Origin of the sequence: Arthrobacter sp. ov407 (genome assembly GCF_900102895.1) — a bacterium.
GTDB lineage: Bacteria > Actinomycetota > Actinomycetes > Actinomycetales > Micrococcaceae > Arthrobacter.
This window is the reverse complement of record NZ_FNGD01000003.1, coordinates 83071-107999: the sequence shown is the minus strand read 5'-3', so window position 1 is coordinate 107999 and position 24929 is coordinate 83071. Positions and strand designations below refer to the sequence as shown.

Sequence of the window (24929 nt, the reverse complement as noted above, 5' to 3'; positions counted from 1 at the left end):
GCTTGTCCTTCCGGGGCTTTTCAGGCACGCATCTTGATGGTGAGGCCGCCGTCGACGATCAGGGACTGGCCCGTGACGTAGACAGCGTCATCGGAGGTCAGGAAGCCGACCACGCTGGCCACCTCTTCGGGCCGTCCGACGCGGCCCCAGGGGATTTCCAGACCGGCGCGCTGCAGGCCCTCGGGCCCGAGGGAGTTCACCGGATCCAGGGACTGCGGGGTTTCGATCAGTCCGGGGATTACGGTATTGGCGCGGATGCCGCGCGGCCCCAACTCCGCGGCCACACTGCGGATCAGCCCGATGATTCCGGCCTTGGCGGCCGCGTAGTGGGCGTGTTCCTCCCACCCGTAAACGCCGCCGGCAATAGAGGACACGGCAACCATCGCTCCGCCGTCGGTCATCTTCGCGGACCCGGCGCGCAGGGTCCGCATCACGCCGGTGAGGTCGACATCCAGCATTTCGTGCCAACGCTCATCGGTCATCTCCTCCAGGGGTGAGTTGCGCAGGATCCCGGCGTTGGCCACCGCGTAGTCCAGGCGGCCGTACTCCCGCACGGCGCGTTCGGCGAAGGCGTCGACGGACGGGGTACTTCGGACGTCCACTTCCTGGATGACCCCCTGGCCGCCGGCGGCTTTCACCAGGCGAAGGGTTTCCTCCGGGTCGTGCGGGTCACCGGGAAAGGTACCGATCACCGAATGCACGCCGCGGTGGGCGTAGTGGACCGCGAGGGCCCGTCCAATGCCGCTGGCCGCACCTGTGATGACGGCTACCCTGTTCTCAGACGTCATGGGGGTGATCCTCAAGCAGGGCCTCGGCCGGCGGCTTCGCGGCGATCATCAGGAGGCCGGAGAACAGCGTTCCGGCAGCGCCCACCCACAGGGCTGCAGCGCCGGTTCCTGCGCTGGCGGCTGCCAGCGTGAACAGGAAACCGCCGAGAATGGTGCCGGGCTGGCTCATTGCGCCGATGAAGGCTGTGCCGGTGGCACGGCAGCTGACGGGGTAGCACTCGGCCATGAAGTACTGGATCGCGGCATACGGTCCGACCAGGAAGAACAGTCCGGCGCCGTAGGTCACGATGATCAGGAAGGGGTCCGTGACGAAGGGGCTGAGCATGATGGTGAACGAAATTCCGGAGAGAATCCAGCCGCCGATGATGGTCCGCTTCCGGCCGATCTTGTCACCGAGCCACCCGTGGAAGACGTAGCCGAAGTACGCCAGCCCGTTGATGACGATCAACATCCAGAAGGCATCCGAAAGTTCCACACCCTTGGCGTTCTTCAGGACTGAGCTGCCGAGAATGCTGAAGATCAGGATGCCGAAGAAGTTGAAGATCCAGGCCAGCGAGAAGACGATCGTGTTCCGGCGCAGGTGCGGCTCCCAGATACGCTTGAGCGGGGCCGCGGAGGAGTGCTCGACGCCGAATGCATGGGCCAGGGAATGGGCATCCTCGGGCTTGCCGCTCTTCTCTAGTTGGGTCAGCTTGTGGTGCAGTTCGAACTGCGGCGTCTCCTTCAGTTTCTTGGAAATGAGCCACACGATGATTACTGCCGGAACAGTCGCCATCAGGTACAGTGCGCGCCAGCCAAGGGACGGAAGGAAGATCAGGGCGAGGGCGCTGGCGAGCAGGAAGCCCAGCGGCCAGCCGCCCTGGATGAAGGAGTAGTGGAAGCCGGGGCGCTTGCGCTTGTCCGCGACTTCGGTGACCTGGTAGACCTCGTTCATGTAGGTCGCGTTGACGGCCTGCTCGGAGAATCCGAGCCCGCCGAAGGAACGGACCAGAATCAACAGGCCGTTGCTGAGGAACGGGATTCCGGTTGGGATCAGGGCTGTCAGGCCGGAGACAACGGCGGTTCCGCCGACAGTGGTCATCATGCCCTTGCGGCGGCCGAGCCGGTCAATGACGGGGCCGATTCCGAAGCAGACGATCGCGGTGCCGACGGCGATCCAGGTGTTGATTGCGTAGGCTTCGGTCGCGGTCCAGCCGAATTCCTGCTGCATGGCCGGCAGGAGGGTGCCGAAAAGTCCGAAGTCGAATACGGCGACCGTCCAGGCACATAGCGCCAAGACGGTGGCGACGGTTGTGTGGTGCTTAGAGAATACCGGGAAGCGGCGTTTTTCGTCCGGCGCGGGTTGCGTCAGATCAACGGCGGGCTGCTGGATGGTCATTACTGGTTTTCCTTTCGGGGGCTGCGTGCGAGGAAGGAGTCCGCGATCTGGTCGAACGTCAGCCAGCTGACGCCCTCGTGGGAGTTGATGTGTTCGATGAGGCGCTCAAGCATGAGCAGGACCTGGGGGCGGCCCGAGACGTCCGGGTGGATGGTCATGGTGAAGGCGGCCTGATCCATTTCCCGGTACACCCAGTCGAACTGGTCGCGCCACATTTGTTCGATGTCCCGGGGGCTGACGAATCCGTGGGAGTTTGGGGCCGCCTTGATGAACATCATGGGAGGGAGGTCGTCCAGGTACCAGTTGGCGGGGATCTCGACGAGGTCCGTTTCCGTGCCTCTGACCAGCGGCTCCATCCAGGTCTCGGCGCCCTTGGTGTAGTCGATCTTCTTCCAGCTGTCGCCGACCCGGACGTAGTAGGGCTCGAAATCCTTGTGCATCAGGGAGTGGTCATATTTGATCCCGCGTTCGAGCAGGATCTCGTTGGTGACCGGGGAAAATTCCCACCAGGGAGCAACGTAGCCCGTGGGCCGTCGGCCGGAGACTTTCTCGATGAGTTCGATCGAGCGGTCCAGGATGGCGGTCTCCTGCTCGCGGGTCATGGCGATGGGGTTTTCATGCGAGTACCCGTGCACGCCGATTTCGTGCCCGGCGTCGACGATCATCCGCGTCAGGTCCGGGAAGGTCTCGATCGAGTGGCCCGGCACGAACCAGGTGGCGGGCAGGCTGTATTTCTCGAAGAGCCGGATGAGCCGCGGGCCGCCGACCTCGCCGCTGAACAAGCCGCGGGAGATATCGCAGGGCGAGTCCTCGCCCCCGTAGGAGCCGAGCATTCCGGCAACTGCGTCCACGTCGACGCCGAACGCGACTTGGATGTCCTTAGTCATGAGATCAACCTTTCACTGCGCATTTTTGTTGAGGTTTGGCTTTTGTTGAGGTTTGTTGGTCAGGCTTGCATTTGGGCCGGAACTAGTCAGGGAGCGTGCCCCTCCGGGCGAAGGTCTCCGCAATCCCGGCGGCGGGAGTGCCGAGCCTGAGCAGAAGGCTCAGCAGGACCAGCGATTGGGATGGCCTGAGCAGCCCGGCGGGGATGGCACCGGCAGCGCGCAGATCCTCGCCGCCGCCGTCGCCGTACACGGGCACTACGGCGCCGGCTTCCACGCGGGTGCTTGTCACCACGACGACGCCGGTCGCCGTTGCGTCGGCGACCTCCCGGCAGAGCGCGCGGTTGGCGTTCCCCGTTCCCGTCCCCTGGAGCACGATCCCTGCCGCCCCGGCCTGGACGCAGGCCCGCAGGAGCGTGGAGTCCGCTCCGGGGTAGGCAGCGATAAGGTCCACGCGCGGCGAACCGGCGTCCACCTCTGGCAGCGGCAACGGGGCAAGGCCGCTCCGCGCCGCCTGGATCTCGACCTCGCCGGATTCGGACACCGATCCGGCGGTTCCGAAGTCCGGGTTGGCGAACGCATCGAGGCTCGTGGTGTGGCGCTTGCGCACTCCGGCCGCCGGGAAGATGGTCCCGGCAAACGCCACTAGCACCCCAACTCCCCGCGCCTGCGGAGAACCGGCGACGGCGATGGCGCGGGACAAATTGCCGGGACCGTCCGGTGAGTCGGCGTCGGCCGCCCGCTGCGCGCCGGTGAACACGACCGGGCGGGGATCGTCGTGGGTGAGGTCAACGAGATAGGCCGTTTCCTCCATCGTGTCCGTACCGTGGGTGACCACAACGCCCAGAACCTGCGGGTTGGCCAGGGCTTGCCGGATCTTGGCGCAGATTGCGATCATGTCGTCGACTGTCAGCAGGTACGAACCCTTCCGGAAAACATCGACCACGCGGACCGGATGGGCCGCTGGCACCCCTAGGCTGGCGAACACCTGCTCCCCCGTGTCAGACGCCACGGCGGCTCCCCCGGCCTCGGACGCACGGGAAGAAATGGTTCCCCCCGTGGCCAGCAGCACGACGTGGGGACCAACCAAATCTGTGACTGTCATTTCTACTCCGCTTGTTCTGCAGCTGTTTCCAGATGCTGACCCAATCGATTGGGTTGTTGGCTAAAAGTTATCCCTGCCATGTTTCTTGCAGATGCTCCCGGAAGTTTCAAGGGGGTAAACACTTCGCCGCCGACCGCCGGGATTTCGGTTACCCAATCGTTTGGGTAAGTCGTTGAACTGACTATAGAATGTGAGGTGCGACACGTCAAGGGTGCCTGGACCTGAGATCCGCGCCTCATCAGGCACTCTTGGTAATGACGACCTTCTGAGCTAAGGCAGGGGAATGAATGGAAGAGACCACGGCCGATGGCCGCACAGTCACGCTGAAGGATCTCGCGAGCGAGCTCGGCATCCACCCATCGACCGTGTCCAGAATCCTGCACTCGGGCTCCGAGGTGGCACGCGGGGCAGCCTCCGTGGCTACAGCCGAACGCGTGCGCGAGCTGGCGCGGAAACGCGGGTACTCCCCCGATCCGCAGGCCGCCGGCCTGCGGACGCGGCGCACGCATCTCATGGGTGTGATCGTTCCCCGGCTTTCGGACCTCGTTCTGGCGATCATGTACGAGGGCATCGACGAGGCCGCGGCGGACCTCGGCTATTCCACGTTTGTCATGAACTCGCGCGACGACCCTGAGGAACAGCGCCGCAAGACGGACTCCATGCTGGCCCGACGCGTGGACGGGCTGATCATCGGCGACGCACACCTGGACAGCGGCCTGTTGCAGGAGCTGGCCGCCCGGAAGGTGCCGTTCGTGCTCATGAACCGCCGCGTCCCAGGCTTCCCGTCGGCCACGTGCGACGACGTCCTTGGCGGCGAGCTTGTGGCCGACCACCTGTGGAGCATGGGGCACCGGAACGTCGCCGTGATCGCCGGCGAGCCCTATGCCAGCACGGCCGTCGACCGGACGGCCGGCTTCGTGGACCGCTGGCGTGCGCTGGGCGGGAAGATTCCCCGGAACGCCGTGGTGTGGTCCCGCTTCGATACGGCCGGTGGACGGGAAGCGGCCGAGACCATCCTGGCTCACTGCAACCCCCGCCCGACTGCACTGTTCGCCGTCAACGACTTCGCGGCCATCGGCGCCATGGGAGCCCTGCGGTCCCATGGCCTCGGCGTCGGCCGCGACGTGGCGGTGGTTGGCTTCAATGACACCTCCCTTGCCGCGGAACTTCCCATCCCGCTATCCTCGGTCCGCTCGCCCATGTTGGATATCGGGCGGACGGCGGTACAGCTCCTCAAGCGCGTGCTGGACGGCCGGGAGGTCGAATCCGTCAGGCTGAAGCCGGTCCTGTGCGTGCGAGAAAGCAGCGACTTCGTGACCTCGGTTTGACACGGCAAGGGGATCCTCCAGTCAGTCGAATCAACGAGTCGAATCGGAAGGCCATACGGGCCCGCGCGGTCCGTCAATCAGTGGTCCAACCGTGCAGGCTCCAAGCCCATGAGTTGAGATTAGTGATCCGCCTCACAGCGTCACATCGGAATTTCGCCCAAGATTGAGGCTACTTTTCGTGCAATCTGCACATTCGCCTTAGCGGGCGGCCGCAACAATCCCGAGGGCGAGCATGCACGTGGCGCGGACTTCGCCATCGGACAGGTCCAGCTTGAGCAGGTCCTCGATTTTCCGCAGCCGGTAGCTGAGCGTATTCCGATGGATGAAGAGCTCGTCGCAGATCTTCGTGGAGTTCCCGCTGTGGCGCAGGTACGCGTCGAAGGTCTCCCGCAGCGAACTGCCGCCGTCGGAGGCCAAGGGGGCCAGCAGCCGCTGGCACATTGCCACCAGCCCCGGGCTGGGCAATCCCTGCACAATGCCGGCGAGATCGGCCAGCGGCGCCTGGTGCACGCCGGGCCGTCCCAGTTGACGGCGGGCAAGCTGAAGCGCCAGCGGCAGTTCGCTGAGGCCCGCGGATTCCGAGACGATAACGGACAGTTCCGGGGCGTCCGTAAAGAACTCCCGCGCGGCATCCAGCAAGTCGGCCGCCGCGTGCCGGTGCTGCAGCAAAAGAGTCGTGAGCCCGGCTTCTTCCATGAACCGCACCGTGCCGAACCCGGCCTGCAGCCCCACCCGGGCGCGCCATGCGATGGCGCGCAGCTTTGCCGGGGCCACCTCTTCTGAGCTTCCGATGAGCACTGCACCCCAGTCGCTGTCAGGATCGAACCCGGATTCGAGGGCGTAGCGGCGCAGCGGCGCGGACGGCTCGCCGCGGTCCTCATAGAGGGCCTCCATGAAGCGTGCGGCTTCCCGGGAATGCAGGGGCGAATGCGACCCGAGGGTATAGCTCAGCTGCATGGCGATGACGGCAGCGACGGGGCCCAGAATAGGCTGCAGCACAATGTTGCTCCCGATCCCCTCGATGGCAAGCCTGAACTGCTCGGACTCGCCGCTGGGCAGGCGCAGCGCGGTCCGCGCGGTCCCGCCGTGAGCCGCGCCCGCGGAAACAAGCTCGAAGGCGTTCTGGTCGATCACGGCCACTCTCGCATTGATGGCGTCCGCTACCCTCGCCAAAACCTCCGCCAGGGAATGCCCGTCGGCCGCCAACCGGGTGCATTCGTCGGCCAGTTCCCAGCCCTTCCGCAGCTCGTCATAACGTTCGGTGGCGATGACCCGCTCCACGTGCCGCATGACCAGCACGAAGGGCACCTGCGGCGGGAGCTCCAGCAGCGGCAGGCCGCGGTCCTCGCAGGCCCGGAGCAACCCGGCCGGCAGCTCGCTGTGCGCCGCGCCCAAGCCGAACGCCAGCCCGGAGACAGGGACGGACATCAGCCGTTCCACGTAGGCGTCCCAGATCCTGAAGTCCTTGACGTTCAGGCCCATGCCGTTGGTCAGCACCAGGGCATTCACGCTAAGGAAGGGCGTGGGGTCCATGTGTTCGGTGGGGGCGCACCAGGTGATAGGCCGGGCCAGTCGGCCTTCGCCGCCCGCAACACGAAGTCGGATGTTGAGATCGGCGTCGTCGGCTAAATCTGAAATTCGCACGGAACCCTCCAACTACGGCGGACTCCCGCCGGACAGTGCAATAACCATAATTGATGCCCGCAGATTCAGCGACCTGCACAATATCGGGCGCATGAATTGCTGAGTAGCGTTGCACCCATGCATACCAATGTGACTCCCGACACTTCTGCTGACACCTCTCCCCGCACCTCTCCCCACGATTCAGGGCGTGTGCTCTTGAACTCCGATATGGGCGAAGGCCTTGGCCTCCACGAGTTCGGCAACGACGAAGCACTCATGCGCATCATCGACGTCGCCAACGTGGCCTGTGGGTATCACGCCGGCGATCCCGACGTCATGGAACGGACCGTGGCGATGGCTGCAGAGCACGGCGTGGCGGTCGGAGCGCACCCCGGCCTGCCGGACATTGTGGGGTTCGGACGCCGCCGAATGGTTCTCACCCCGGCCGAGGTTGAGTCGATCATCCTGTATCAGACCGGAGCCCTTACGGCGTTCCTGGCAAAGCACGGGCTGGAACTGAACCACATCAAACCCCACGGTTCCCTCTACGGCATGCTGGCCGGCGACGAGGAACTGATGCAGGCCGCCGCTGGCACAGCCTTGCAGTTCGGCGTTCCGTTTTTCGGGCTCGCGGGAACCGCCCACGAAAGTGTGTGCCGGGCCATGGGGGTGGACTTCGTGCCCGAACTCTATGTTGACCTCAACTACGGTCCGGCCGGTGAGTTGTTGATCCAGCGCCGCCCGGCGCCCACCGATCCCGACGCCGCCGCCGAGCGTGTCAGCAGGGCACTGGCCGGGAAGCCCGTCCTCGCTGTTGACGGCACCGAGCTGGACATCCGATTCCGAAGCATCTGCGTCCACTCCGACGCACCCAATTCTGTTGCAGTGGCCACCGCAGTGCGTGCGGTCCTGGGCTGAACCGATCTATCCAAACCATCTGAAAGAGAGCATCCCGTGGCAACCATCGTTTCCCCGCTCCCCGGCGTCTTCTATCGCAAGCCCGGCCCTGGCAAGCCGCCTTTCGCAAATGAAGGCGACGCCATCGAGGTCGGACAGACCCTCGGCATTATCGAAATCATGAAGCAGTTCACCGAAATCCAGTCCGATGTGGCCGGGACCCTGGAGTCGTTTGAGGTCAACGAGGGCGACATGGTCAACCCAGGCGATGCAATCGTCGTCGTCCGGGAAGGATAGCCATGAAGAAACTACTCATCGCCAACCGCGGCGAGATCGCCGTGCGCATCGCCCGGACCGCTCGCGAAATGGACATCGAGACATTCGTGGTGGCCAGCGAAGCCGACGTCGAATCCTTGGCTGCCCGGTCCGCTGACCACGTCGTCGTGGTGGGTCCGGCGCCTGCCACCGCCAGCTACCTGAACCAGGACGCCATCGTCGCCGCGGCCGTGGACAACGGCTGCGATGCCGTCCATCCGGGCTACGGGTTCCTCTCCGAGAATGCGGACTTCGCCCGGAAGGTCGCTGATGCTGGCCTGATCTGGGTGGGGCCCCGTGCGGACGCCATCGCGATGATGGGCAACAAGTCCTTGGCGCGGGAATCGGCCCGTAAGGCTGGCGTCCCCGTGCTCCGTGGCTCGGACGGCCCCCTCGATCCGGCGGCCGACGCCGTAGAAATCGCCCGTGGCATCGGCTACCCGCTCGTGATCAAGGCCTCCGCTGGCGGCGGCGGTCGGGGCATCCGCTTTGTGCACAGCGAAGGCGAGCTTCTGGGATCCATTGAGCAGACGCGCGGCGAAGCGGCTGCGGTCTTCGGCGATCCCACCGTTTACCTGGAACGCTTTGTGCAGCATGCCCGTCACGTGGAGGTACAGGTCCTCGGCGACGGCACAAACTTCATCCACCTCGGCGACCGCGACTGCTCCATGCAGCGGCGCTCCCAGAAGGTCATTGAAGAAGCACCGGCACCGGATCTCCCGGACCACGTCCGCCAGAGGATCCTGGAATCCTCCGTGGAACTCGCCCGCGAGTGCGGCTACAGCGGCGCCGGAACGGTCGAATTCCTCTATGACCCGGTCAACCATGAAGCCGCGTTCATCGAAATGAACACACGTATCCAGGTTGAGCACCCGATCACCGAGCAAATCACGGGGGTCGATCTTATCCGCGAACAGCTGCAGATCGCGTTCACCGGGGCGATGTCCCTCCGCCAGGATGACATCGCATTCAATGGCCATGCCATCGAATGCCGTATCAATGCCGAGGACCCTGACCACCACTTCTTCCCCAGCCCTGGCCTCATCACGGCCATGGACTGGCCCGCGGGGGCAGGCATCAGGGTGGACACCGGGGTGGAGGCCGGTTCCACGGTCACTCCGTACTACGACTCCCTGATGGCCAAGCTGATTGTGCATGCAGACACCCGCGAATTGGCCATTGAGGCGATGCTGACGGCCCTGGATGAGACCCGCATCGAAGGGGTCAAAACCACCATCCCGGTGCACAAGAAGCTGCTGAGCCGGCCCGAATTTGCGGCCGTCACCCACCACTCGAAATTCCTTGAAACCGTCCCCGATCTGATGGAGGCACAATGAGCAGCCCGGAACCCGCCGTATTGGAGGCCCGTTACACCTGGGGCGGAGACGAATTCCTGTTCGTTGAGGTCTCGGAGTCCATGAGCCTGGCCGCCAATTTCAGGGTGATGTCCATCGCCGCGAAGCTTTCGGCCATGCAGCGGCCCGGCATCGTGGACGTCTGTCCCGCCAACGCCTCGCTGCTGGTGAGGTTCGATCCCGACGTCCTGCCGCCGTCGACCCTTGAAGAGACCGTCCGGACCATTGAAGGGGATCTGACGCAGCATCACGAACATTCGCTGGAAACCCGGATCATCGAAGTCCCGGTCTGGTACGAGGACCCGTTCACGGCGGAGGTGGCCGAACGATTCCGCGAAGGATTCCATCAGGAGCCCGGCGGCACCGACATTGACTACGCAGCCAAGGTCAACAACCTCAAGGATGCCGCAGAATTCATCCAGCGCCACCATGAGCAACCGTGGCTTGTCTCCATGGTTGGCTTCGTCGCCGGCCTGCCGTTCCTCTTCCAGCTGGTGGATCGGGAAAAACAACTCGAAGTCCCCAAGTATTTGAGTCCCCGCACCGATACCCCCAAACTGACCGTGGGCCACGGCGGCTGTTTCGGCTGCATCTACTCCGTGCGGGGTGCCGGCGGCTACCAGATGTTCGGGGTCGCCGCCGCGCCCATCTTCGATCCGGCCCAGTCCCTGGCCGATTTCGAGGACTTCATGGTGTTCTTCAAGCCGGGCGACATCGTGAAGTTCAAGCCGGTCACCGAGGCCGACTACAACACCATCCAGGCCGAGATCTCCGCCGGGACGTTCCGCTACCGGCAGGTGCCCGTGACATTTGATCTGTCCAAGGCGCTGGCGGATCCCGAAGGCTACAACCAGGAACTCATGGAGGCCCTCAATGGCGTTTGACATCAAGAACCCCGGACTGGCGACCACGGTCCAGGACCAGGGACGCACCGGCCACTACAACGTGGGCATCCCGCAGAGCGGTTCCATGGACCAATACTCGGCCGAACTCGGCAATGCCCTGGTGGGCAACACCGCCAAGGAGGCCGTCCTCGAATGCACGTACCTGGGCCCGGTGCTGACCACTGACCAGGATGCCGTCGTCGCCGTCACCGGGGCACCTGTGGACGTCAAGGTCAACGGTGAAACCCGGCCCCAGTGGACCCGGCTGCAGCTGACCGCAGGCGACGAACTCAGCTTCGGGGTCATCCGGGGCGGCACGCGCTACTACATCGCGGTCCAGGGCGGCATGGATGTTCCCGAGGTGCTCGGCAGCCGGTCCACCTACAGCCTGGGCGCGATCGGCGGGTTCCAAGGCCGCAAGCTGGAGGCCGGTGACCAGGTTCCGGTGGGCGCCCCGCTCAACGGCGGAGCCCTTCCCGACGCCGACACAGTTCCGGAGGAATTCCGTCCCGTATTCGCCAAGGAACAGGCCGTCCGGATCGTCCTGGGCCTGTACGACCACCGGCTCACGGACGAGGGACTGGAAAGTCTCCTCCACAGCGAGTGGAAGGTGACCCCGGTGGCTGACCGGATGGGGCTGAGGTACTCGGGTCCCGGAGTGCAGTGGAAAGAGCGGGAACAGCCATTCGGTGCCGGCTCCGACCCGTCGAACATTGTGGATGCCGGATACGCTGTCGGGTCCATCCAGATTCCCGGCGGCACCCAGCCGATCATCCTGCACCGCGATGCCGTCTCGGGCGGCGGTTACGCCATGGTGGGCACGGTCATCAGCGCCGACATGGATCTGGTGGCCCGCGCCGCCCCCGGCACGTCCACCAGGTTCGTGGCAATCAGCCTGGACGAGGCCCTGGTGGCGCGTAAGGAACTCGCCGAGCTCAAGAGGAACGCCCGGACGGCCATCGGCGCCGGCAGCTAGCAGCCGACCGGCAGGCTCCGGCGGATGGCCCCGAACCAGGAGCCTTGTGCTTCTGCGACGACGGGTCCTTACTGGTGTGAGGAGACCTGGCCGCCCGCCACCAGGACGCGAAATCCCGAGGATCCAGCTCCCGGTTCAACGGCTTGGGCGGCAGGCGCTCCAATCGTCGGACCTGGATCTAGGAGGACAGTCATGTTCGCTCGCGTCAGCACGTACCACCCCGGCCCGGACAGCACCGGGGCACCCTCAGATGACACCGTGAACCGGGTGCTCGAGCTGCCGGGATGCCTGGGCATCTACTACTTGTCTGGGAAGGACAACAAGTCACTGTCCATCACATTGTGGGAGGACGCGGACGCCCTTGCCGGCAGCGAGCAGGCTGCCGGCAAGATCCGCGCCGAGACCAGCGCGGAGCAGCACATGCAGATCCTGGGCGTCGAGGAATTCGAAGTGCTGACCCGGCACCTCAAGGATTGAGGGCCAGAAGGAGTGACGGTCAAGAATCAGTCGTCCCCAGGGACGATCGGCGGAAGTCGGTGTGCCACACGTCAATGTCGCGCCCGTCCCGGTCGGTGAGGACGTATTCGGGCCAGCGGTCGAACGCGGAGCAGGGATGGGATAGCCCGAAATCCACCGTATCGGTGACATCCAGTCCGGCGACCCCGGTAAGGACTGCGTGATGGTCGAAGAGATTTCGCACCTCTGCGGCTGCGTCCTTCTTTTCGGTACCTGCCTCCGTCCGGGCCGACAGGAAGGTGGGCAGGCCGGCGTCGTACGGAAGATCCCGTTTGCCTGCACCGACCACAGCCATCCCCTCTTCAGGGGTGGACAGGACGACAGCGCGAACGGAAATCGCCGGAATGAGTCCCGGAACGGGGCTGACTGCGGCATAGGTGCCGTGATCGTGGGTGACGTAGCACCCTGATCGGAGAATAATCCGCGTTCGGGGCACCTGGCCGCGGTCGGGAAGGAACTCGACGACTCGGTCCGGGAACGCCGAGCCACCCATTGAATAGATGGGAGTGGCGGTCTCAAAGAACTTCGCCGCTTCCAGATACACGTCACGCACCAGTCGGCAGTGTCGGTCAACTGCGGTGACCGTATCCTCTGCCCTACTGTTGGGCACGACTCCTTCGTATCCGGCGACGCCCACCAGCCTCAGACCCGGCGTTGTCCGGACCAGCTCAGCGAGCAGCACACCCTCATCCAGGCTGCGTACCCCCGAGCGGCCGCCGGGTGTGCCGACATCGATGAGCACCTCCAGGGCGACCGTCCCGCCGTCGAAAACTTCGCCCGCCGTCTTGACCCCGGCTGCCGAATCGACGAAGCAACGGATTTCCCGTCCGGGGTCTTCCTCCAGCCACGTGCGGACACGGGTGAGTCCGAACCTGTCGACGATCTCATTGGCCACGAGAACGCGGTCATGTCCCCAAGCCAGTGCTGAGGCGACTTGATCCACGGTGGCGACGGTTACGCGGACGGCGCCGGCAGCCAGCTGCCGCTCGATGATCGGTGCCGACATCGTTGTCTTTACGTGCGGGGCGAGCTCCACGCCCCGCTTCCGGCACCACTCCGCCATGACCCGGATATTGTTGTCGAGGGCATCGCTGTCCAGCCGCAGCTGCGGATACGCCGGACCCCGGACAATCTTTGCCGCGAAGTCTCCATCGGCTCCGCCCTGGCTCTCAATCAGCTTGCTCACGCCACTCCCCGATTCTTCGGTCCCAAAAATATCTGCATCGACACTAGTTGCTTCGACACTCTGCCAATCTACTTGGGCGTCGTGCCTCCGGCGGCATTGGCCAGTTGCCTGAGAAGCAGAGGCGGTGTAACACTCGGGCCATGAGCCCGCGGTTTCGGCGGCGCCCTGAGCCCGCGAACGGGCCGGGCTCGCACACAAGTCCGGGGAGGACACTGCGCTAGTGACATGAGCTCCCCATCTTCAGGCCTAATTCACTTCACCGAGCGCGGATCGGGTAGGCCCCTGCTGCTCGTGCACGGGCTGATGGTCACCGGCGAGATGTTCGACCCCGTGGTCGAGCGTCTCTCTGCCCGGCATCGCCTGATCATTCCGGATCTGCGCGGCCACGGGCAAAGCCGGGGCCTTCCGCCGCCCTACACGGCCACGCTGCTGGCAGCTGATCTGGCGCGCTTGCTCGACTATCTCGCCATCGATTCCACGGACGTGCTTGGTTACTCGCATGGCGGTGCCATCGCCCAACAGCTGGTGCTGGACTATCCCACGCGATGCGACCGCCTCGTGCTCGTGTGCACCTACGCCTTCAACATGGCCACGGGGCGGGAGTGGGTTGAAGGCCACGTCCTGCCGCCGGCGCTGCAGGTCCTCGGGATGCGCCGGCTGTCAAAGCTGATATCCGCACAGGCCGCTCCACGACTGGGCAATGAACGCACCGACTGGCTCACCGGGCTCATGGCGGGCCAGGACGCCAGGGCGATGGCGTCCGCGTGGAAGGCTGCGATGGCGTTCGACAGCAGGCGCCGGCTGGCCGAGATCGCCTGCCCGACGCTAGTCATCGCCGCTGCGAACGATCAGGCGGTACCGATCCATCAGGCGAAAATGCTCCACAACGGTATCCCCGGATCGCTCCTGGTCATAATCGACGCGGCCGACCACGCGCTCATCTGGACGCATCCGGACGAGCTCGGGCGGGTGACCGAGGAATTCCTTACCGGCTGAGCACTGGCGACCCTGGATGCGCGCCCCATCCAGGATCGGTGTAAAGAGCACTCCTTGGACGGGGCCGCCTAAACGTCCAGCGACGGGTTCCGGTCGAAGAAGCCCACCGGCTTGAGCCAGAACGCGACAGTGTCCACCGGCATTATCGGCCAGTCCTCCGGACGCGTGATGTGGTGAATGCCGAAGACGTACCAAAGGACAACGTCGGTGTTTTCCACGGACCGGCCCTGTCGCACCCACTCGGGCATTCCCAGTCCGCCCGTTCCTTGGTTCACGAACTCCCCGGCCGGCCATCGTTCCTTGGCATCGTTAGGTGTTACCCATACCGTGTGCCCAATGACCTCTGCGCGCTGGAAAACCGGGGATGCCGGGTCGAAGAACGAGGGGAACGCTGCGCCGGGCACCAGCTTGTAGGACACCGGGGTCCCGAGTCCGTTGACCGAATTGTCGTTCGTCACTGTCCAGGCCCGCTGGGTCTCCCAGGAATAGTCGTCATGCCCCTCGGTGGTAATGGGGGTCTTTTTCTGATGCAGGGCGAGCCCGTGCGGATTGTCCGGACCCATCGGAACCATCTCAGTTTCCGAGCGGTAAACCGTGTTGGCCGTGCCGTCGATGTCCAGGTCGAGCCGGGCCACCAGGAAGTGTTGGTGGAAGGGCGCGTAGGTCCGGTTGTCCACAAGCGTTCCGGTCGGATGCTCCTGGCCCTCGCCGAAATGGGTGACCACCATTATTCCCGTGGCCCTAACCTCGCACTCGATGTTCCCGTCTTGATAGAAGCGCCAGTAGGCCAGGTATTCGTAGTTGGCCACGGTGACATGGAATGAAATCACCAGTCGACGCATCCGGCGCACCTCCATGCCGCCATCGTGGTCGATGTGCTTCCACAACACTGCTGCGTCCTCTTCGTGGATGCAGATCGCGTTCTTGATGGTGTGCGGCTCCCCCGCCGAATTGTGCATGACGGCGTCCAAATACCGGATTTCCCCGAGACAATCGCAGCCCATTTCCAGCGATGTCGTCATGAATCCCAGACCCCATTCGCCGACGTCGAACGCGGTGCGGCGGTAATGGTCCTCACTGGGATCTCGGTAGGGAACGGCCATTTCGGCGAAGGACAGGCGGTTCGCGATGGGCCGCTCGCGGCCTCCGTCCCGATAGCTGACCCGGTGGATGGTGAGGCCTTCGCGATAGTTGAACCCGATTCGCAGGGACCAGTTCTGCCAGCTGATCCTGTTGCCGTCAAAACGGAAGGAAACGCCCTCTGACTGGACGATGTCCAGCGGCTTCAGGGGTTCACGGGTGCTTGCGTTGCGGAGTCGTTCCGGGATCAGCGCCGGGACATACTCGCCCATGATCTCGGGAGGGTCGACCGTAAAAGTGTCCTCGATATCCAGAAGCTCCATCGAGGCAAGGTCAATGACGCAGTGGAAGCCGTTGACCGGCCCTGCATACGGGTTTGCGCCCGAACGGGCACGGACCCAGGTATCGGACCAGCCGATCCGGTGGCCCTGGTATTTTTCCGGAATCAGTGCCTGGCCATAGGTCCAAACGTCCATGAACACCAGAGACAAATCGGTGATGCCGCGCTTGGCAAGCGCAGCTATCACCCGCGGGTCACTGCGCAGCGCTGCGTCAGCTTCTTCCCACTCGTCGACGGTGACGTTCGCCTGAACGCCAGGGACATGGGCGAACGAGATGACAACACCGCGGGTCAGCGATAACCGCGCCTGGTAGGTCATGTTCGAGGACCGTTCGAAGCAGTTCACACCGACGACCCGATCGGGAGCCGCCCCGCTAGCATCGGTTTCGAAGGCGCTGATGGCGGCCTTGTCCGGTTCTATCAGCTCAATGGCTGCCAGCCGCCACGCGGGAAACGTGACGCCCTGTTCGCTGGCGAGCAGGGCCGCCGCTGCACGGAACTCGTCCGCACTGAGCGGATCCAGTGGATGAAACTGGGCCGAAATTCTCACGGCGATCTCCTTCTCGGGCCAGCCTTCGAACATCGGCCTCAGCGGAGGTCCAACCGGGACGCTACGGTTTCCCTTCCTCGGCGGCCTCAGTGAAGAGGGCACCCTGCGCTGCTCCTGAGCCTGACATCCCGCCGCCCGGACCGCGCAGAATGAACGCGAGACCGACGGCGACCGCTGCGCCGACCAGCGGCCCGGCGACATACACCCAGTAGTCGTTGAAGTTGCCGCTGGCGAGATCAGGCCCGAACGTTCGTGCCGGATTCATCGACGTGCCAGAGATGGGACTGCCCCACAGGCCGGCCAAGGCAATATATCCGCCGACGCCAAACGCCCCGAGGATCCCGATATTCTGGGCTCCGGAGGCGGTCCCCAGGATGACGCTGACCAGCACCATCGTGAGCAGCGCCTCCATCCAAAACGCCGCGGTCGCCGGATAGCCTTGCGCCGGGTAGTTCGAACCGTAGGTCGCGGATACGCCGATCACGGCCTGCAGGAGAAGACAGGCAAGCGTCGCGCCGATGAGCTGAACGACGATGTAGCCAGGGACTCGACGCCACGGGAAGTCGCCGCGGAGCGCGAACGCGATGCTGACGGCGGGATTCAGATGCGCACCCGATATCTTGCCCATGAACAGGATGATCGCCATTACCATCAGGCCGGGCGCCACCACGGCCGCCGTGCGGCTGATGGCGCCGGGAAAGGCCTGGCTCATCATTCCGCCACCGGCCGCAACAATCACGAGCAGGAAGGTGCCATACAACTCCGAGACCAGGCGCCGCCATTCCTGGCGCGGATCATTGAAGTCCTCAATTCGCTGCAGGACGTTCTGCTCCGCTGTGCCCAGCCTGCTGGGGATGAAGTGGCGATGCGCCTGGTCCTCGTGAGCACTGCCGCGTCCGGTTCCGCGCTTGCCCTGATCTTCCGCCATGGCTGTCAGCCTCCGAAGGTTCTGGCCATGTGGTCTGCCGTCCCAGCGCGGTCCGCCACCTCAGAACCCCAATGTACCGCTGCCCAAGTCAGTTGTCATCGCTGTTGTCCTTACTGGGTTGACTCTGGCTGGTGGCAGGGCTTGTTCCGTCCGACACCCGGGGCGGCTCAGGGCTGATCAGCATCTGCGGCGCGTGGTACACCATGAGCCACACGGGCAGAATCGCCAGGCACAGCACACCGAAAGCACTGAGACGTCGGGACTCGGCCTGCATATTCGTGCGGACATCCGCGGCGCAAAGTCCTAGCATTCAGCCATGAGGCAAGAAACCTGGCAAAAGTATTCCGAGTGGCCGCTCCTCGGTGCTGCTTTTATCTTTCTGGCGGCCTACTCCGTCCTGGTCATTGTCGAACCGCCGGACCCCTATGCCGCCGTTCTGGTATTCGTCATGGGGTCGACGTGGCTTGCCTTCGGGGTCGACTACATCGTGAAGTTGCTCCTGGCGCCCCGGCCGGGCCGATGGTTCATTCGCCACCCCATGGACCTGTTCATGGTGGTGTTCCCGGTGGCGCGGCCATTGCGGCTCCTGCGCCCATTCAAGCTGCGTCAAGTCATGGACCGGGCCCCGGGCACTGCCATCCGAAGCCGCGTCATGGCGTACGTCCTTGTCTCCGCCATCCTGCTGGTCTACACCGTGGCCCTGAGCGTCCTCTATTTCGAAAGGGGCGCTCCGAACGCGAATATCACCACGATGGGCGACTCGTTGTGGTGGGCGGTTGTCACCATTACAACGATCGGTTACGGCGACTATTACCCCGTAACCGTTCCGGGCCGTTGGGCTGCGACCGCGCTGATGGTCGGCGGGTTTGCCGCCTTGGGGATGGTCACCGCGGCACTGTCTTCCTGGCTTGTTGAAAGCGTGGCAGCCGCAACCAATAAACGAACGAAGCCGGACGACCCTATTGGCAGCGAGGAGCTTGCCCGCCTCACGGCCCAGCTCAATAGGCTCCATGACCAGCTCGCCCGGGATCCGGGCGAAACCGACAGCAACCCCGCCGAAGGACAAGCCCGCGATGAACCACGTTAGAGCCATCAATGCTGTCTTTTCCGTGACGCCATGGCCGCATTCGGCCGGAGCGGGTACAACTGACTCATGACCACCTCCCCCCTGGTGCTCGGCCCTATGGTGCGGTACGTGGATGAGACGTCGGCGAGTGTCTGGGTGGAGACCCAATCTGCCGCCCGGGTTTCCATCCGTGCCGGCGGCAGGGACTGGGCCGCCCGTACGTTCGCAGTTCACGGTCACCACTACGCTCTGGTGGAATTGGACGGACTGGAGCCCGGCACGGTCACGCCCTACACCCTCGACGTCGACGGAACACAGGTCTGGCCCGATCCCTCGTCCGAGTTCCCGCCGTCCATGATCGCCACCCTGGCCACCGGCAAGCCGCTGCGGATGGCTTACGGCTCCTGCAGGACCAGTGTCCCGCACGATGCGTCCGGCAACCGGACCCACGGCGTCGACTCACTGCGCGCCTACGCACTGAGGATGGCCGCCGGCGGTGACCTGCCATGGCCGGATCTGGTGGCCTTCCTCGGAGACCAGGTGTACGCCGATTTGACCAGCGAGCAGATGCAGGAGTTCATCCGCGCCCGACGCGACATCAAGGCACCCCCCGGCGAAGAGCTCAAGGACTACGAGGAGTACGCCCACCTTTACTATCTGGCCTGGTCGGACCCCGCGAACAGATGGCTGCTGTCCACCCTGCCCAGCGCCATGATCTTCGATGACCACGACATCCGCGACGACTGGAATACCTCAGTGAGCTGGAAGAAGAAAATGGAAGCCACCTCATGGTGGCATGAGCGGATAGTCGCGGGGTTGGCCTCGTACTGGGTCTACCAGCATCTGGGGAATCTGTCACCGCAGGAACGGGCGGAGGATGCTGTCTGGCAGCGGATCGTCGGGCACGCCGGCCAGGATGAGATCGACGTGGGGGCGGAGCTTGACAGCTTCGCGGATCGGGCTGATCGGGACCCGAAATCCTACCGTTGGAGCTACTGCCGCGATTTTGGGGACACCCGGTTGATCGTGGTTGACTCCCGCGCGGCCCGGGACCTGACGCCAGACGAACGGGCACTCGTTGACGCGCCGGAAATGGCCTGGGTCGATAGCCGGATGCGTGGCGGCTTCCGCCACGTGCTCGTGGCGACGTCACTGCCTTTCCTGTTGCCGATGGGCCTGCACTACGTCGAGTCGTGGAATGAGGCCGTCTCTGAAGGTGCGTGGGGAAAGCGTGCCGCCCGGGCCGGCGAAAAGCTGCGGCAGGCGCTGGATCTGGAGCACTGGGGAGCATTCCAAAACAGCTTCCGGGAAATGGCGGCCATGGCGAGTGAAGTCGCCGATGGCAAACGCGGCCCGGCGCCGGAAACCATCACCTTCCTGTCCGGGGATGTTCACTACTCCTACGTTGCGGAAGTGGACCGTGCCTCGGGCAGCCGGATTATGCAGGCGGTCTGCTCCCCCATCCGCAACCCGCTGCCCAGACTGCTGAGGTCCTTCGCGGCCATCATGTCCTACGGTCTGGCCACGCCGGTAGGCGCCTTGGTTGCGCGCTCGGCAAAGGTCCCGGACCCGCCGTTTCACTGGTCCGGCGTTAGGGGCCCGTGGTTTCAAAACAACCTGGCCCACCTGGAGGTGGTTCCGGAAGGGTTGAAACTATGGTGGGAGACCGGCGTCGTGGACGGCGGCGACCACCTGCGTCCCGGGCTGGAACAGGTCGCTTCCCTCACGGTATTTCCGCGGACGGCCCAGGACCCCGCCGAGGGGCAGCAGCGGCGTTAACCCTGGCGCCAATCGCGGAAGCATTCTCGCTGCCGGGCTCAGGCGGCGCCCACGTCCTCGATGGAGACCGTTTCGATGATTCTGGTCGATGGCTCACCGACCAGCGCCGGCGCCGTCACTCCGGTTTTCCACGTATCGTTCTGCAGCCGGCCCAGGAAATCCACCGCAGCCTCCTGCGTATCGAAATCCATCTCCAGCATCACATAGTCTTGCTGGTCGAGCGGGCGCGAGATTCGATATGACCGCACACCCGACGCGGCGCGGTCCAGCGGATCACTGTCAAAAGCCCTCCGCCACATGTCAAAGTCCCGGACCTGGTGTTCGATCTGCAGGGTAATCACTGGGGCGCTCCTGTCGACGGTTCTACACGCCCAACTGTAGGCCCGGAAGGCCTCGCCAAGTAAGGCGCCCGGCCGAAGGGATTTTCCGGGTGGAGTCCTACGCCGGCTGGGATCCGGTGTTCGTACTGGTCGGGGCGTTTGCCTGATCGGCCGGGGGGTGTTGCCGGCGGCTCGCCAGCAGGAAGGGCACCGCGATCAACTCGATCACGCCACCCATCGCTAGTGATGCAGCGTAGCCGTACACATCGGCTGCCCGGCCGAGCAGTGGCTGCACCACCACGCCACCACTTGAGCCCATGAGCGAGTCGAAGCTAAGCACTGTTGCCCGCTGCTTCGAGGCAATCATGTCGTTCAGGTAGGCCTGCCGCACCGGGATACCCGCCGACGCTACCAGTGCCCAGAGCGCCAGCAGCACCAGGGCCACCCAGAACACCTGGGTGAATCCAAGCACAACCAGAATCAAGGTGCTCACGATGCTACTCAGGATCAACACCGACGTGCGTTTACGGACAAGGCGCCGGACATGGGGCGCCATCCAGCCGCCGAGCACCTGCGCTCCCGCCACGATGGCCGCCGCTAGGCCCGCCACGGAGTACGCCCGCGGGTCCCCGAACAGATTGAGCAGGTAGGGCTGCAGGGCGTAAAACACATAGATGCCGACGCCGGCGCTGAACGGCGCGGCCAGCATCACGTAACGTACTGGTGGATTTTTCAGGCCGTTCTCGATCGAGGCGTTGAGTACTGCCCGGGTCGCCTGCAGCGGATGGGTCGAGCGTTCGGGGGTGAACCCGACGTCGTGCATGAGCCAAAAAGCGACGGCGAACATGGCCAAGAGCACGCCCACGCGCATCAGGAACGGCACGCCCAGATTGGTGGCCTGCGCGATCACGCCCCCAGCCACGGAGCCGGCGAGCATCGCGACGCCGGACACCATCTGGCCCCGCCCGAGCACGGTCTCCATCCCGCCTTCGAACCCCGAGAAGCGCAACGCGTCGACGAGCCAGGCTTCGACCGCTCCAGAGAAGAAGGTGAAGCCCAGGCCGAGCAGGACCGAGACCACCGCCCACATCCAGAACGGGGCGGAAAACTGCCAGAGCAGGTAGTAGAAGTAGGTCGAGACGGCAAGGGTCACGGTTCCGAGCAGGAACGATACACGGCGCCCCCAGCCGTCGGCAACCACTCCGGTGGGCACCTCGAACAGCACCATACCGGCCGTGAAGAAGGCGTTCGCGGCAAACGCCTCGAGGTTACTGAGTCCGGCATCCAACAGGAAGAGGGTGTTGATCCCCCAGATGAACGAGGCCGCAAGGGTATTGCCCAGCGTCAACGTCAGATAGATGCGCTGGATCTTTCGGGCGGCGGCGTTCATCGCGTCGCCGTCCCCGCCGGGGCGAGGAGGGAGCACGAGCCCATTCTCGTCTCCCCTGCCGTCGCGCGCCAGAGCAAATCAGGCTGAGGGCATGACGCGATCGATCGAGCCGAAGCGGTCCGACCTGCTCAGGCTCCCTGGTTCGTGTAGAACGCCCGACGGCGGGCGTACTCATGGACCCGGTCCAGGGTGGCGATCTGTTCGCGTGCCTTCGTGGCCAGTCCGTCGAATCTGGCCCCATCCAGCCCCAGATCGCCGGAGAGGTCCTGCAGCGTCTGCCAAAGCCCCAGTTTTCCCATCACAGCCGACCGCATGACCTCGGATTCCAGCACCAGCGTCATCGGCGAGCGGTTCACCACCCGCCCGTTGAGTTTGAGCCGACCGGCGCGCTCCGCGACCCACGCCGCCGCCCGCCGGGGAGTCCGCCGCGGCAAGCCAAAATCCCCCACTAGTCCGCGTACATACTCCCGCTCTTCCCGGATCTGGGTGGCAAGCGCAGAAAGTTCGGCGTGGAAGGGAGTGTCCGTGAAGTCGCGCGCCATGCGCTCTATGCGGCCCTGCCCCGCCGTGGCCCCCGCGAGGTGGTCCGAAAGGTAGAGCCCGAACAATTTCTTATCGACTGTGCCGGAAATCTTCGGTGCCATGAAAGCTCCACTCTGCTGGAAGAGTTGCTTCGGGATCACCACCCTACCGGAGCCCGCGGCACGCCCAGAAGGCTATCGGGGCGTGGAATCGTCGCGCGCCGGCCGCCCTGACTCGGCGTCTGGGTCCATCGCCACGAGCCCGGTGTCGTCCACCACCTCTGTCAGCTCCTGCGCGAGGGCAGGCTTAAGCCAGGACGCCACCACGCTGACTCCGCCGCCGTCGTCGCGGTCAATCACGACGTCGATCTCGGATGCGGCCGCGCCCATGCGCAACAGCTGTTCGCGATACGACGCTTCCAGTGCAACCAGGCTTTCCTCGGTCCACTCCCCCGGTCGCATCCTCGTTGAGATTTCGACCGGTTCAGGCTGATACAGCGTCATGAAAGTCCTTCCCTTGGGTTCGTTCAGGGGCGAGCACGACCCCATTCTCGCCTCCTGAGCCCGTGGGCGCCAGAGCAGGCGCGTCGGACCGCCACGGCTGCCAGGCGTTCCGAGATGAACGCCGCGGTGACAGACTTTGTCCACCGGAGTAATACCAATGAGGAGGGTCCCGGTGGCCGACATGGCTGAGGCGCTTTTGCACGACGGCACGACGATATCCATCCTGGTGAGCGGTGACGGCCGGGCGCTCCTTATCCCAGCGGATTTGAAGCCGCGTTCCGAGTCGGAAGCCCAGACGATGCGCGATTGGGGCGCAGACCCGGACCTCGGGCCCACCCTTGTGTCGGCTCTCTCGCAGTCCTATCGGGTAGTCGCGGCCGACTACGAGGGCCACCGGATGGCGCACCCGGCGCCGGATACCCTCACCCCGGAGAACGTCGCCGCCGATTTCCTGGCCATCGCTGACGCGGCACACGCCGACACTTTTGGGTACTACGGGTACTCCTGGCTGGCCCTGTGCGGTTTGCAGTTGGCGATCCGCACCAACCGCCTCTGGGCCCTCATCATGGGCGGGTTCCCGCCGCTCGAGGGCCCCTACAAAAGCATGCTGGCGGTGACGCGGGCGGCCCACTCCGCGGCTGCCAGATCCTCGGAACAATCTCCGGCGGTGAACCTCCCGGTCGAACCAGGCGACTGGGATGCCGCCACAATACAGACCAACGAGGCACAAACGCGCCAGTTCGTCACGCTGTACGAAGCACTCCAAGACTTCGGCGATTCAACTGTTGCACTGGCGCGAGACCTCCCACGGCTTGCCTTCGCCGGCTCCGCCGATCAAATCGTTTACGGACCCCGTTGGGGAAACGTGACCGTGCGAATCGGCGAACCGCTTGCTGCCCACGAGCGCGAGCTCATCGAGGCCGGGTGGGACGTGCAAGTCCTCCCCGCACTCGATCACCTGAGCGCGATGCATAGCGACGTCGTCGTTCCCCTTCTGAAAGCCTGGCTCGGAAAAGTGGGCCGGGATCAGGTGGGCAGGGAGCAATAGGAACGTCCCACAACCCCGCGGACCGAGGCGGCGATGGTTCCCTACTTGCTGAGGCGGAAAACGTCGGCCTTGATCTCATGGCGTCCCGTCTTGCGCTTTCCAGCCGGCGTCCCATACAAGACCAAAGCCGACCTGCCGTCGTCGAGAACGGTGATCCCCTCGGCGTGGTCCTCACCCTCACCGAACGGCGCCTCAAATTCGCAATGCAAGTCGTCTTTCTGCAGGACAGTCTCGGCCTGCGACGTCAGCGCGCCCCGCCAGCGAAACACGGCTGCGCGCCCGTCGAGCTCCATGGTGGGTCCCGCCAAGACGAGCAGGTCCTCTCCGTGACGGCACAGATCCCGCACGCCCAAGCCGTGCAGGCGGAGGAAGTGCTTGCGGTAGCGACGATTCCCGGGACCGATCGGCTGCGGCTCTAGGCCTGGCCCGTCGCCAACCTGGAGCTCGATGATCATGGCCCACCCGCGCAGCACCGGCCCGCGGAGACCGATGAACACCCGGTCTCCGTCTACGGCGAGGCCCTCGCAGTCAATCCCGTTGTCCTTGCCCGGGATAGGGCGCGCCCCGATCGTCCGGGACTGTATGAAGCTTCCCAGGTGAGGGTCGTCGGCCAGGAGATCCACCAAGTCCGCGCCCCGACCGAGGCCTAAAACGGCGGGGTGTTGTTGGTGATCCGTCGGGCTGCCGCCGGGTTCGAGGAGCGTCTTGGTGGAGAGCCGGGCCAACACCCGACGGCGCTGACTGACCTCCACTGTCGCCAGGGAATTCTGCGCCTCTGCGGGCGTGGCGTTCCCCTTGACCTGCTTGCGGGCCGCGCTGTGCGATCCCACCAGCCACAGCATGTCACCCTCGACATCGAGTCCTTCGATGTCCATCTCACCCCTGTCCCCGGGCAGCTCAAGGAGCTGGGTGAGATCGAAGCTGCGATGGTCGCGAGCCTGGTCGCCGGTCTCCAGCGTGAGCCGCTCGACACTGGTCGTCTCGTCATTGGCGACCCAGAGATGGGGGCCCTGGCGGGCGATCGCCGACAACCCATCGCGGAGGTCATCCTGCCGATCGAGGGTGCTGCGCTGATCGAGTACGAGGGTGATTTCGCCGGAAGGCTCGTCCGGCCGCGGCCATCCACTCACCGGGGATTACCCATTCTCATCAGCGGTGATCGGCCGCTCATT

The 24929-nt window shown here is 64.7% G+C and carries 24 protein-coding genes; 11 read left to right on the top strand and 13 right to left on the bottom strand.

All coding sequences use genetic code 11. The annotated features are described in order from the left end of the window. Positions 1-20: 20 nt before the first annotated feature. From BLS42_RS05010 to BLS42_RS04995, 4 genes are all read right to left on the bottom strand, one after another. Positions 21-788 carry an SDR family NAD(P)-dependent oxidoreductase gene (locus BLS42_RS05010; protein ID WP_090577432.1) on the bottom strand — a complete coding sequence of 256 codons (768 nt, stop codon included), beginning with the start codon at positions 786-788 and terminating at the stop codon, positions 21-23. Continuing rightward, entirely contained in the window at positions 778-2166 is a 1389-nt protein-coding gene (locus BLS42_RS05005) for an MFS transporter (protein ID WP_090577429.1), read from the bottom strand. Before BLS42_RS05005 ends, BLS42_RS05010 begins: the two co-directional genes overlap by 11 nt. Further along, complete coding sequence (locus tag BLS42_RS05000; RefSeq protein ID WP_090577426.1) at positions 2166-3053, bottom strand: polysaccharide deacetylase family protein; 888 nt, start codon at positions 3051-3053, stop codon at positions 2166-2168. The genes BLS42_RS05005 and BLS42_RS05000 overlap by 1 nt, the downstream gene beginning before the upstream one ends. 82 nt (positions 3054-3135) lie before the next feature. Beyond that, positions 3136-4155 carry an asparaginase gene (locus tag BLS42_RS04995; RefSeq protein WP_090577423.1) on the bottom strand — a complete coding sequence of 340 codons (1020 nt, stop codon included), beginning with the start codon at positions 4153-4155 and terminating at the stop codon, positions 3136-3138. Between the two features lie 287 nt (positions 4156-4442). On the opposite strand from BLS42_RS04995, the gene BLS42_RS04990 reads away from it, so the two are divergent. Beyond that, a complete protein-coding gene (locus BLS42_RS04990) occupies positions 4443-5483 on the top strand; it encodes a LacI family DNA-binding transcriptional regulator (RefSeq protein ID WP_090577420.1) in 1041 nt (346 codons plus the stop codon). A 198-nt stretch (positions 5484-5681) separates the two neighbouring features. Here BLS42_RS04990 and BLS42_RS04985 read toward each other — a convergent pair whose 3' ends face one another. Continuing rightward, on the bottom strand, positions 5682-7127 hold the full coding sequence (locus BLS42_RS04985) for a PucR family transcriptional regulator (RefSeq protein ID WP_176803192.1): 1446 nt from the start codon (positions 7125-7127) through the stop codon (positions 5682-5684). A 117-nt stretch (positions 7128-7244) separates the two neighbouring features. Between BLS42_RS04985 and pxpA the strand changes: the two genes are divergently transcribed. The 6 genes from pxpA to BLS42_RS04955 all read left to right on the top strand — a co-directional run bounded on the left by pxpA (position 7245) and on the right by BLS42_RS04955 (position 12010). Further along, a complete protein-coding gene (pxpA, locus tag BLS42_RS04980) occupies positions 7245-8024 on the top strand; it encodes a 5-oxoprolinase subunit PxpA (protein WP_090577414.1) in 780 nt (259 codons plus the stop codon). Between the two features lie 36 nt (positions 8025-8060). Next, complete coding sequence (locus BLS42_RS04975) at positions 8061-8300, top strand: acetyl-CoA carboxylase (protein WP_028276237.1); 240 nt, start codon at positions 8061-8063, stop codon at positions 8298-8300. Between the two features lie 2 nt (positions 8301-8302). Then, the gene (locus BLS42_RS04970) at positions 8303-9655 is read left to right on the top strand and encodes an acetyl-CoA carboxylase biotin carboxylase subunit (RefSeq protein ID WP_090577410.1); all 1353 of its coding nucleotides are present in this window, start codon (positions 8303-8305) and stop codon (positions 9653-9655) included. Further along, a complete protein-coding gene (locus BLS42_RS04965) occupies positions 9652-10557 on the top strand; it encodes a 5-oxoprolinase subunit B family protein (protein ID WP_090577407.1) in 906 nt (301 codons plus the stop codon). The genes BLS42_RS04970 and BLS42_RS04965 overlap by 4 nt, the downstream gene beginning before the upstream one ends. After that, a complete protein-coding gene (locus tag BLS42_RS04960) occupies positions 10547-11533 on the top strand; it encodes a 5-oxoprolinase subunit C family protein (protein ID WP_090577405.1) in 987 nt (328 codons plus the stop codon). Before BLS42_RS04965 ends, BLS42_RS04960 begins: the two co-directional genes overlap by 11 nt. Before the next feature lie 192 nt (positions 11534-11725). After that, positions 11726-12010 carry a hypothetical protein gene (locus BLS42_RS04955; protein WP_090577402.1) on the top strand — a complete coding sequence of 95 codons (285 nt, stop codon included), beginning with the start codon at positions 11726-11728 and terminating at the stop codon, positions 12008-12010. Positions 12011-12029: 19 nt separating this feature from the next. Here the strand turns inward: BLS42_RS04955 and BLS42_RS04950 are convergent, their stop codons facing one another. Beyond that, positions 12030-13235 carry an alanine racemase gene (locus tag BLS42_RS04950; protein ID WP_256336253.1) on the bottom strand — a complete coding sequence of 402 codons (1206 nt, stop codon included), beginning with the start codon at positions 13233-13235 and terminating at the stop codon, positions 12030-12032. A gap of 225 nt (positions 13236-13460) precedes the next feature. Between BLS42_RS04950 and BLS42_RS04945 the strand changes: the two genes are divergently transcribed. Continuing rightward, positions 13461-14231 carry an alpha/beta fold hydrolase gene (locus tag BLS42_RS04945; RefSeq protein ID WP_090577399.1) on the top strand — a complete coding sequence of 257 codons (771 nt, stop codon included), beginning with the start codon at positions 13461-13463 and terminating at the stop codon, positions 14229-14231. Between the two features lie 68 nt (positions 14232-14299). Here BLS42_RS04945 and BLS42_RS04940 read toward each other — a convergent pair whose 3' ends face one another. Both BLS42_RS04940 and BLS42_RS04935 read right to left on the bottom strand, forming a co-directional pair. Continuing rightward, on the bottom strand, positions 14300-16201 hold the full coding sequence (locus tag BLS42_RS04940; protein WP_256336252.1) for a primary-amine oxidase: 1902 nt from the start codon (positions 16199-16201) through the stop codon (positions 14300-14302). A gap of 61 nt (positions 16202-16262) precedes the next feature. Beyond that, positions 16263-17129 (bottom strand): MIP/aquaporin family protein, encoded by an 867-nt coding sequence (locus tag BLS42_RS04935; RefSeq protein WP_090577392.1) that lies wholly within the window; start codon positions 17127-17129, stop codon positions 16263-16265. A 316-nt stretch (positions 17130-17445) separates the two neighbouring features. Between BLS42_RS04935 and BLS42_RS04925 the strand changes: the two genes are divergently transcribed. Together BLS42_RS04925 and BLS42_RS04920 are read left to right on the top strand one after the other, a co-directional pair. Beyond that, entirely contained in the window at positions 17446-18216 is a 771-nt protein-coding gene (locus BLS42_RS04925) for a potassium channel family protein (protein ID WP_090577385.1), read from the top strand. A 66-nt stretch (positions 18217-18282) separates the two neighbouring features. Then, positions 18283-19974, top strand: a complete 1692-nt coding sequence (locus BLS42_RS04920) for an alkaline phosphatase D family protein (RefSeq protein ID WP_371129512.1) — start codon at positions 18283-18285, stop codon at positions 19972-19974. 38 nt (positions 19975-20012) lie between these two features. Here BLS42_RS04920 and BLS42_RS04915 read toward each other — a convergent pair whose 3' ends face one another. From BLS42_RS04915 to BLS42_RS04900, 4 genes are all read right to left on the bottom strand, one after another. Beyond that, positions 20013-20315 carry a hypothetical protein gene (locus BLS42_RS04915; protein WP_090577381.1) on the bottom strand — a complete coding sequence of 101 codons (303 nt, stop codon included), beginning with the start codon at positions 20313-20315 and terminating at the stop codon, positions 20013-20015. Between the two features lie 97 nt (positions 20316-20412). Continuing rightward, positions 20413-21684 carry an MFS transporter gene (locus BLS42_RS04910; protein WP_176803215.1) on the bottom strand — a complete coding sequence of 424 codons (1272 nt, stop codon included), beginning with the start codon at positions 21682-21684 and terminating at the stop codon, positions 20413-20415. 128 nt (positions 21685-21812) lie between these two features. Beyond that, complete coding sequence (locus BLS42_RS04905) at positions 21813-22328, bottom strand: hypothetical protein (protein ID WP_143019146.1); 516 nt, start codon at positions 22326-22328, stop codon at positions 21813-21815. Positions 22329-22400: 72 nt separating this feature from the next. Further along, a complete protein-coding gene (locus BLS42_RS04900) occupies positions 22401-22709 on the bottom strand; it encodes a hypothetical protein (RefSeq protein ID WP_256336250.1) in 309 nt (102 codons plus the stop codon). Between the two features lie 181 nt (positions 22710-22890). On the opposite strand from BLS42_RS04900, the gene BLS42_RS04895 reads away from it, so the two are divergent. Next, positions 22891-23757: an alpha/beta fold hydrolase gene (locus BLS42_RS04895; protein WP_090577940.1), complete on the top strand. Its 867-nt coding sequence runs from the start codon at positions 22891-22893 to the stop codon at positions 23755-23757. Between the two features lie 41 nt (positions 23758-23798). Here BLS42_RS04895 and BLS42_RS04890 read toward each other — a convergent pair whose 3' ends face one another. Then, positions 23799-24887, bottom strand: coding sequence for a DUF3616 domain-containing protein (locus BLS42_RS04890; RefSeq protein WP_090577370.1), 1089 nt, complete (start codon positions 24885-24887; stop codon positions 23799-23801). Positions 24888-24929: the final 42 nt, after the last annotated feature.

Bases quoted from the DNA above. Each gene is read 5' to 3' on its own strand.
- BLS42_RS05010 (WP_090577432.1), bottom strand. From the start codon at position 788: ATGACGTCTGAGAACAGGGTAGCCGTCATCACAGGTGCGGCCAGCGGC.
- BLS42_RS05005 (WP_090577429.1), bottom strand. From the start codon at position 2,166: ATGACCATCCAGCAGCCCGCCGTTGATCTGACGCAACCCGCGCCGGAC.
- BLS42_RS05000 (WP_090577426.1), bottom strand. From the start codon at position 3,053: ATGACTAAGGACATCCAAGTCGCGTTCGGCGTCGACGTGGACGCAGTT.
- BLS42_RS04995 (WP_090577423.1), bottom strand. From the start codon at position 4,155: ATGACAGTCACAGATTTGGTTGGTCCCCACGTCGTGCTGCTGGCCACG.
- BLS42_RS04990 (WP_090577420.1), top strand. From the start codon at position 4,443: ATGGAAGAGACCACGGCCGATGGCCGCACAGTCACGCTGAAGGATCTC.
- pxpA (WP_090577414.1), top strand. From the start codon at position 7,245: ATGCATACCAATGTGACTCCCGACACTTCTGCTGACACCTCTCCCCGC.
- BLS42_RS04970 (WP_090577410.1), top strand. From the start codon at position 8,303: ATGAAGAAACTACTCATCGCCAACCGCGGCGAGATCGCCGTGCGCATC.
- BLS42_RS04965 (WP_090577407.1), top strand. From the start codon at position 9,652: ATGAGCAGCCCGGAACCCGCCGTATTGGAGGCCCGTTACACCTGGGGC.
- BLS42_RS04960 (WP_090577405.1), top strand. From the start codon at position 10,547: ATGGCGTTTGACATCAAGAACCCCGGACTGGCGACCACGGTCCAGGAC.
- BLS42_RS04955 (WP_090577402.1), top strand. From the start codon at position 11,726: ATGTTCGCTCGCGTCAGCACGTACCACCCCGGCCCGGACAGCACCGGG.
- BLS42_RS04945 (WP_090577399.1), top strand. From the start codon at position 13,461: ATGAGCTCCCCATCTTCAGGCCTAATTCACTTCACCGAGCGCGGATCG.
- BLS42_RS04935 (WP_090577392.1), bottom strand. From the start codon at position 17,129: ATGGCGGAAGATCAGGGCAAGCGCGGAACCGGACGCGGCAGTGCTCAC.
- BLS42_RS04925 (WP_090577385.1), top strand. From the start codon at position 17,446: ATGAGGCAAGAAACCTGGCAAAAGTATTCCGAGTGGCCGCTCCTCGGT.
- BLS42_RS04920 (WP_371129512.1), top strand. From the start codon at position 18,283: ATGACCACCTCCCCCCTGGTGCTCGGCCCTATGGTGCGGTACGTGGAT.
- BLS42_RS04910 (WP_176803215.1), bottom strand. From the start codon at position 21,684: ATGAACGCCGCCGCCCGAAAGATCCAGCGCATCTATCTGACGTTGACG.
- BLS42_RS04905 (WP_143019146.1), bottom strand. From the start codon at position 22,328: ATGGCACCGAAGATTTCCGGCACAGTCGATAAGAAATTGTTCGGGCTC.
- BLS42_RS04900 (WP_256336250.1), bottom strand. From the start codon at position 22,709: ATGACGCTGTATCAGCCTGAACCGGTCGAAATCTCAACGAGGATGCGA.
- BLS42_RS04895 (WP_090577940.1), top strand. From the start codon at position 22,891: ATGGCTGAGGCGCTTTTGCACGACGGCACGACGATATCCATCCTGGTG.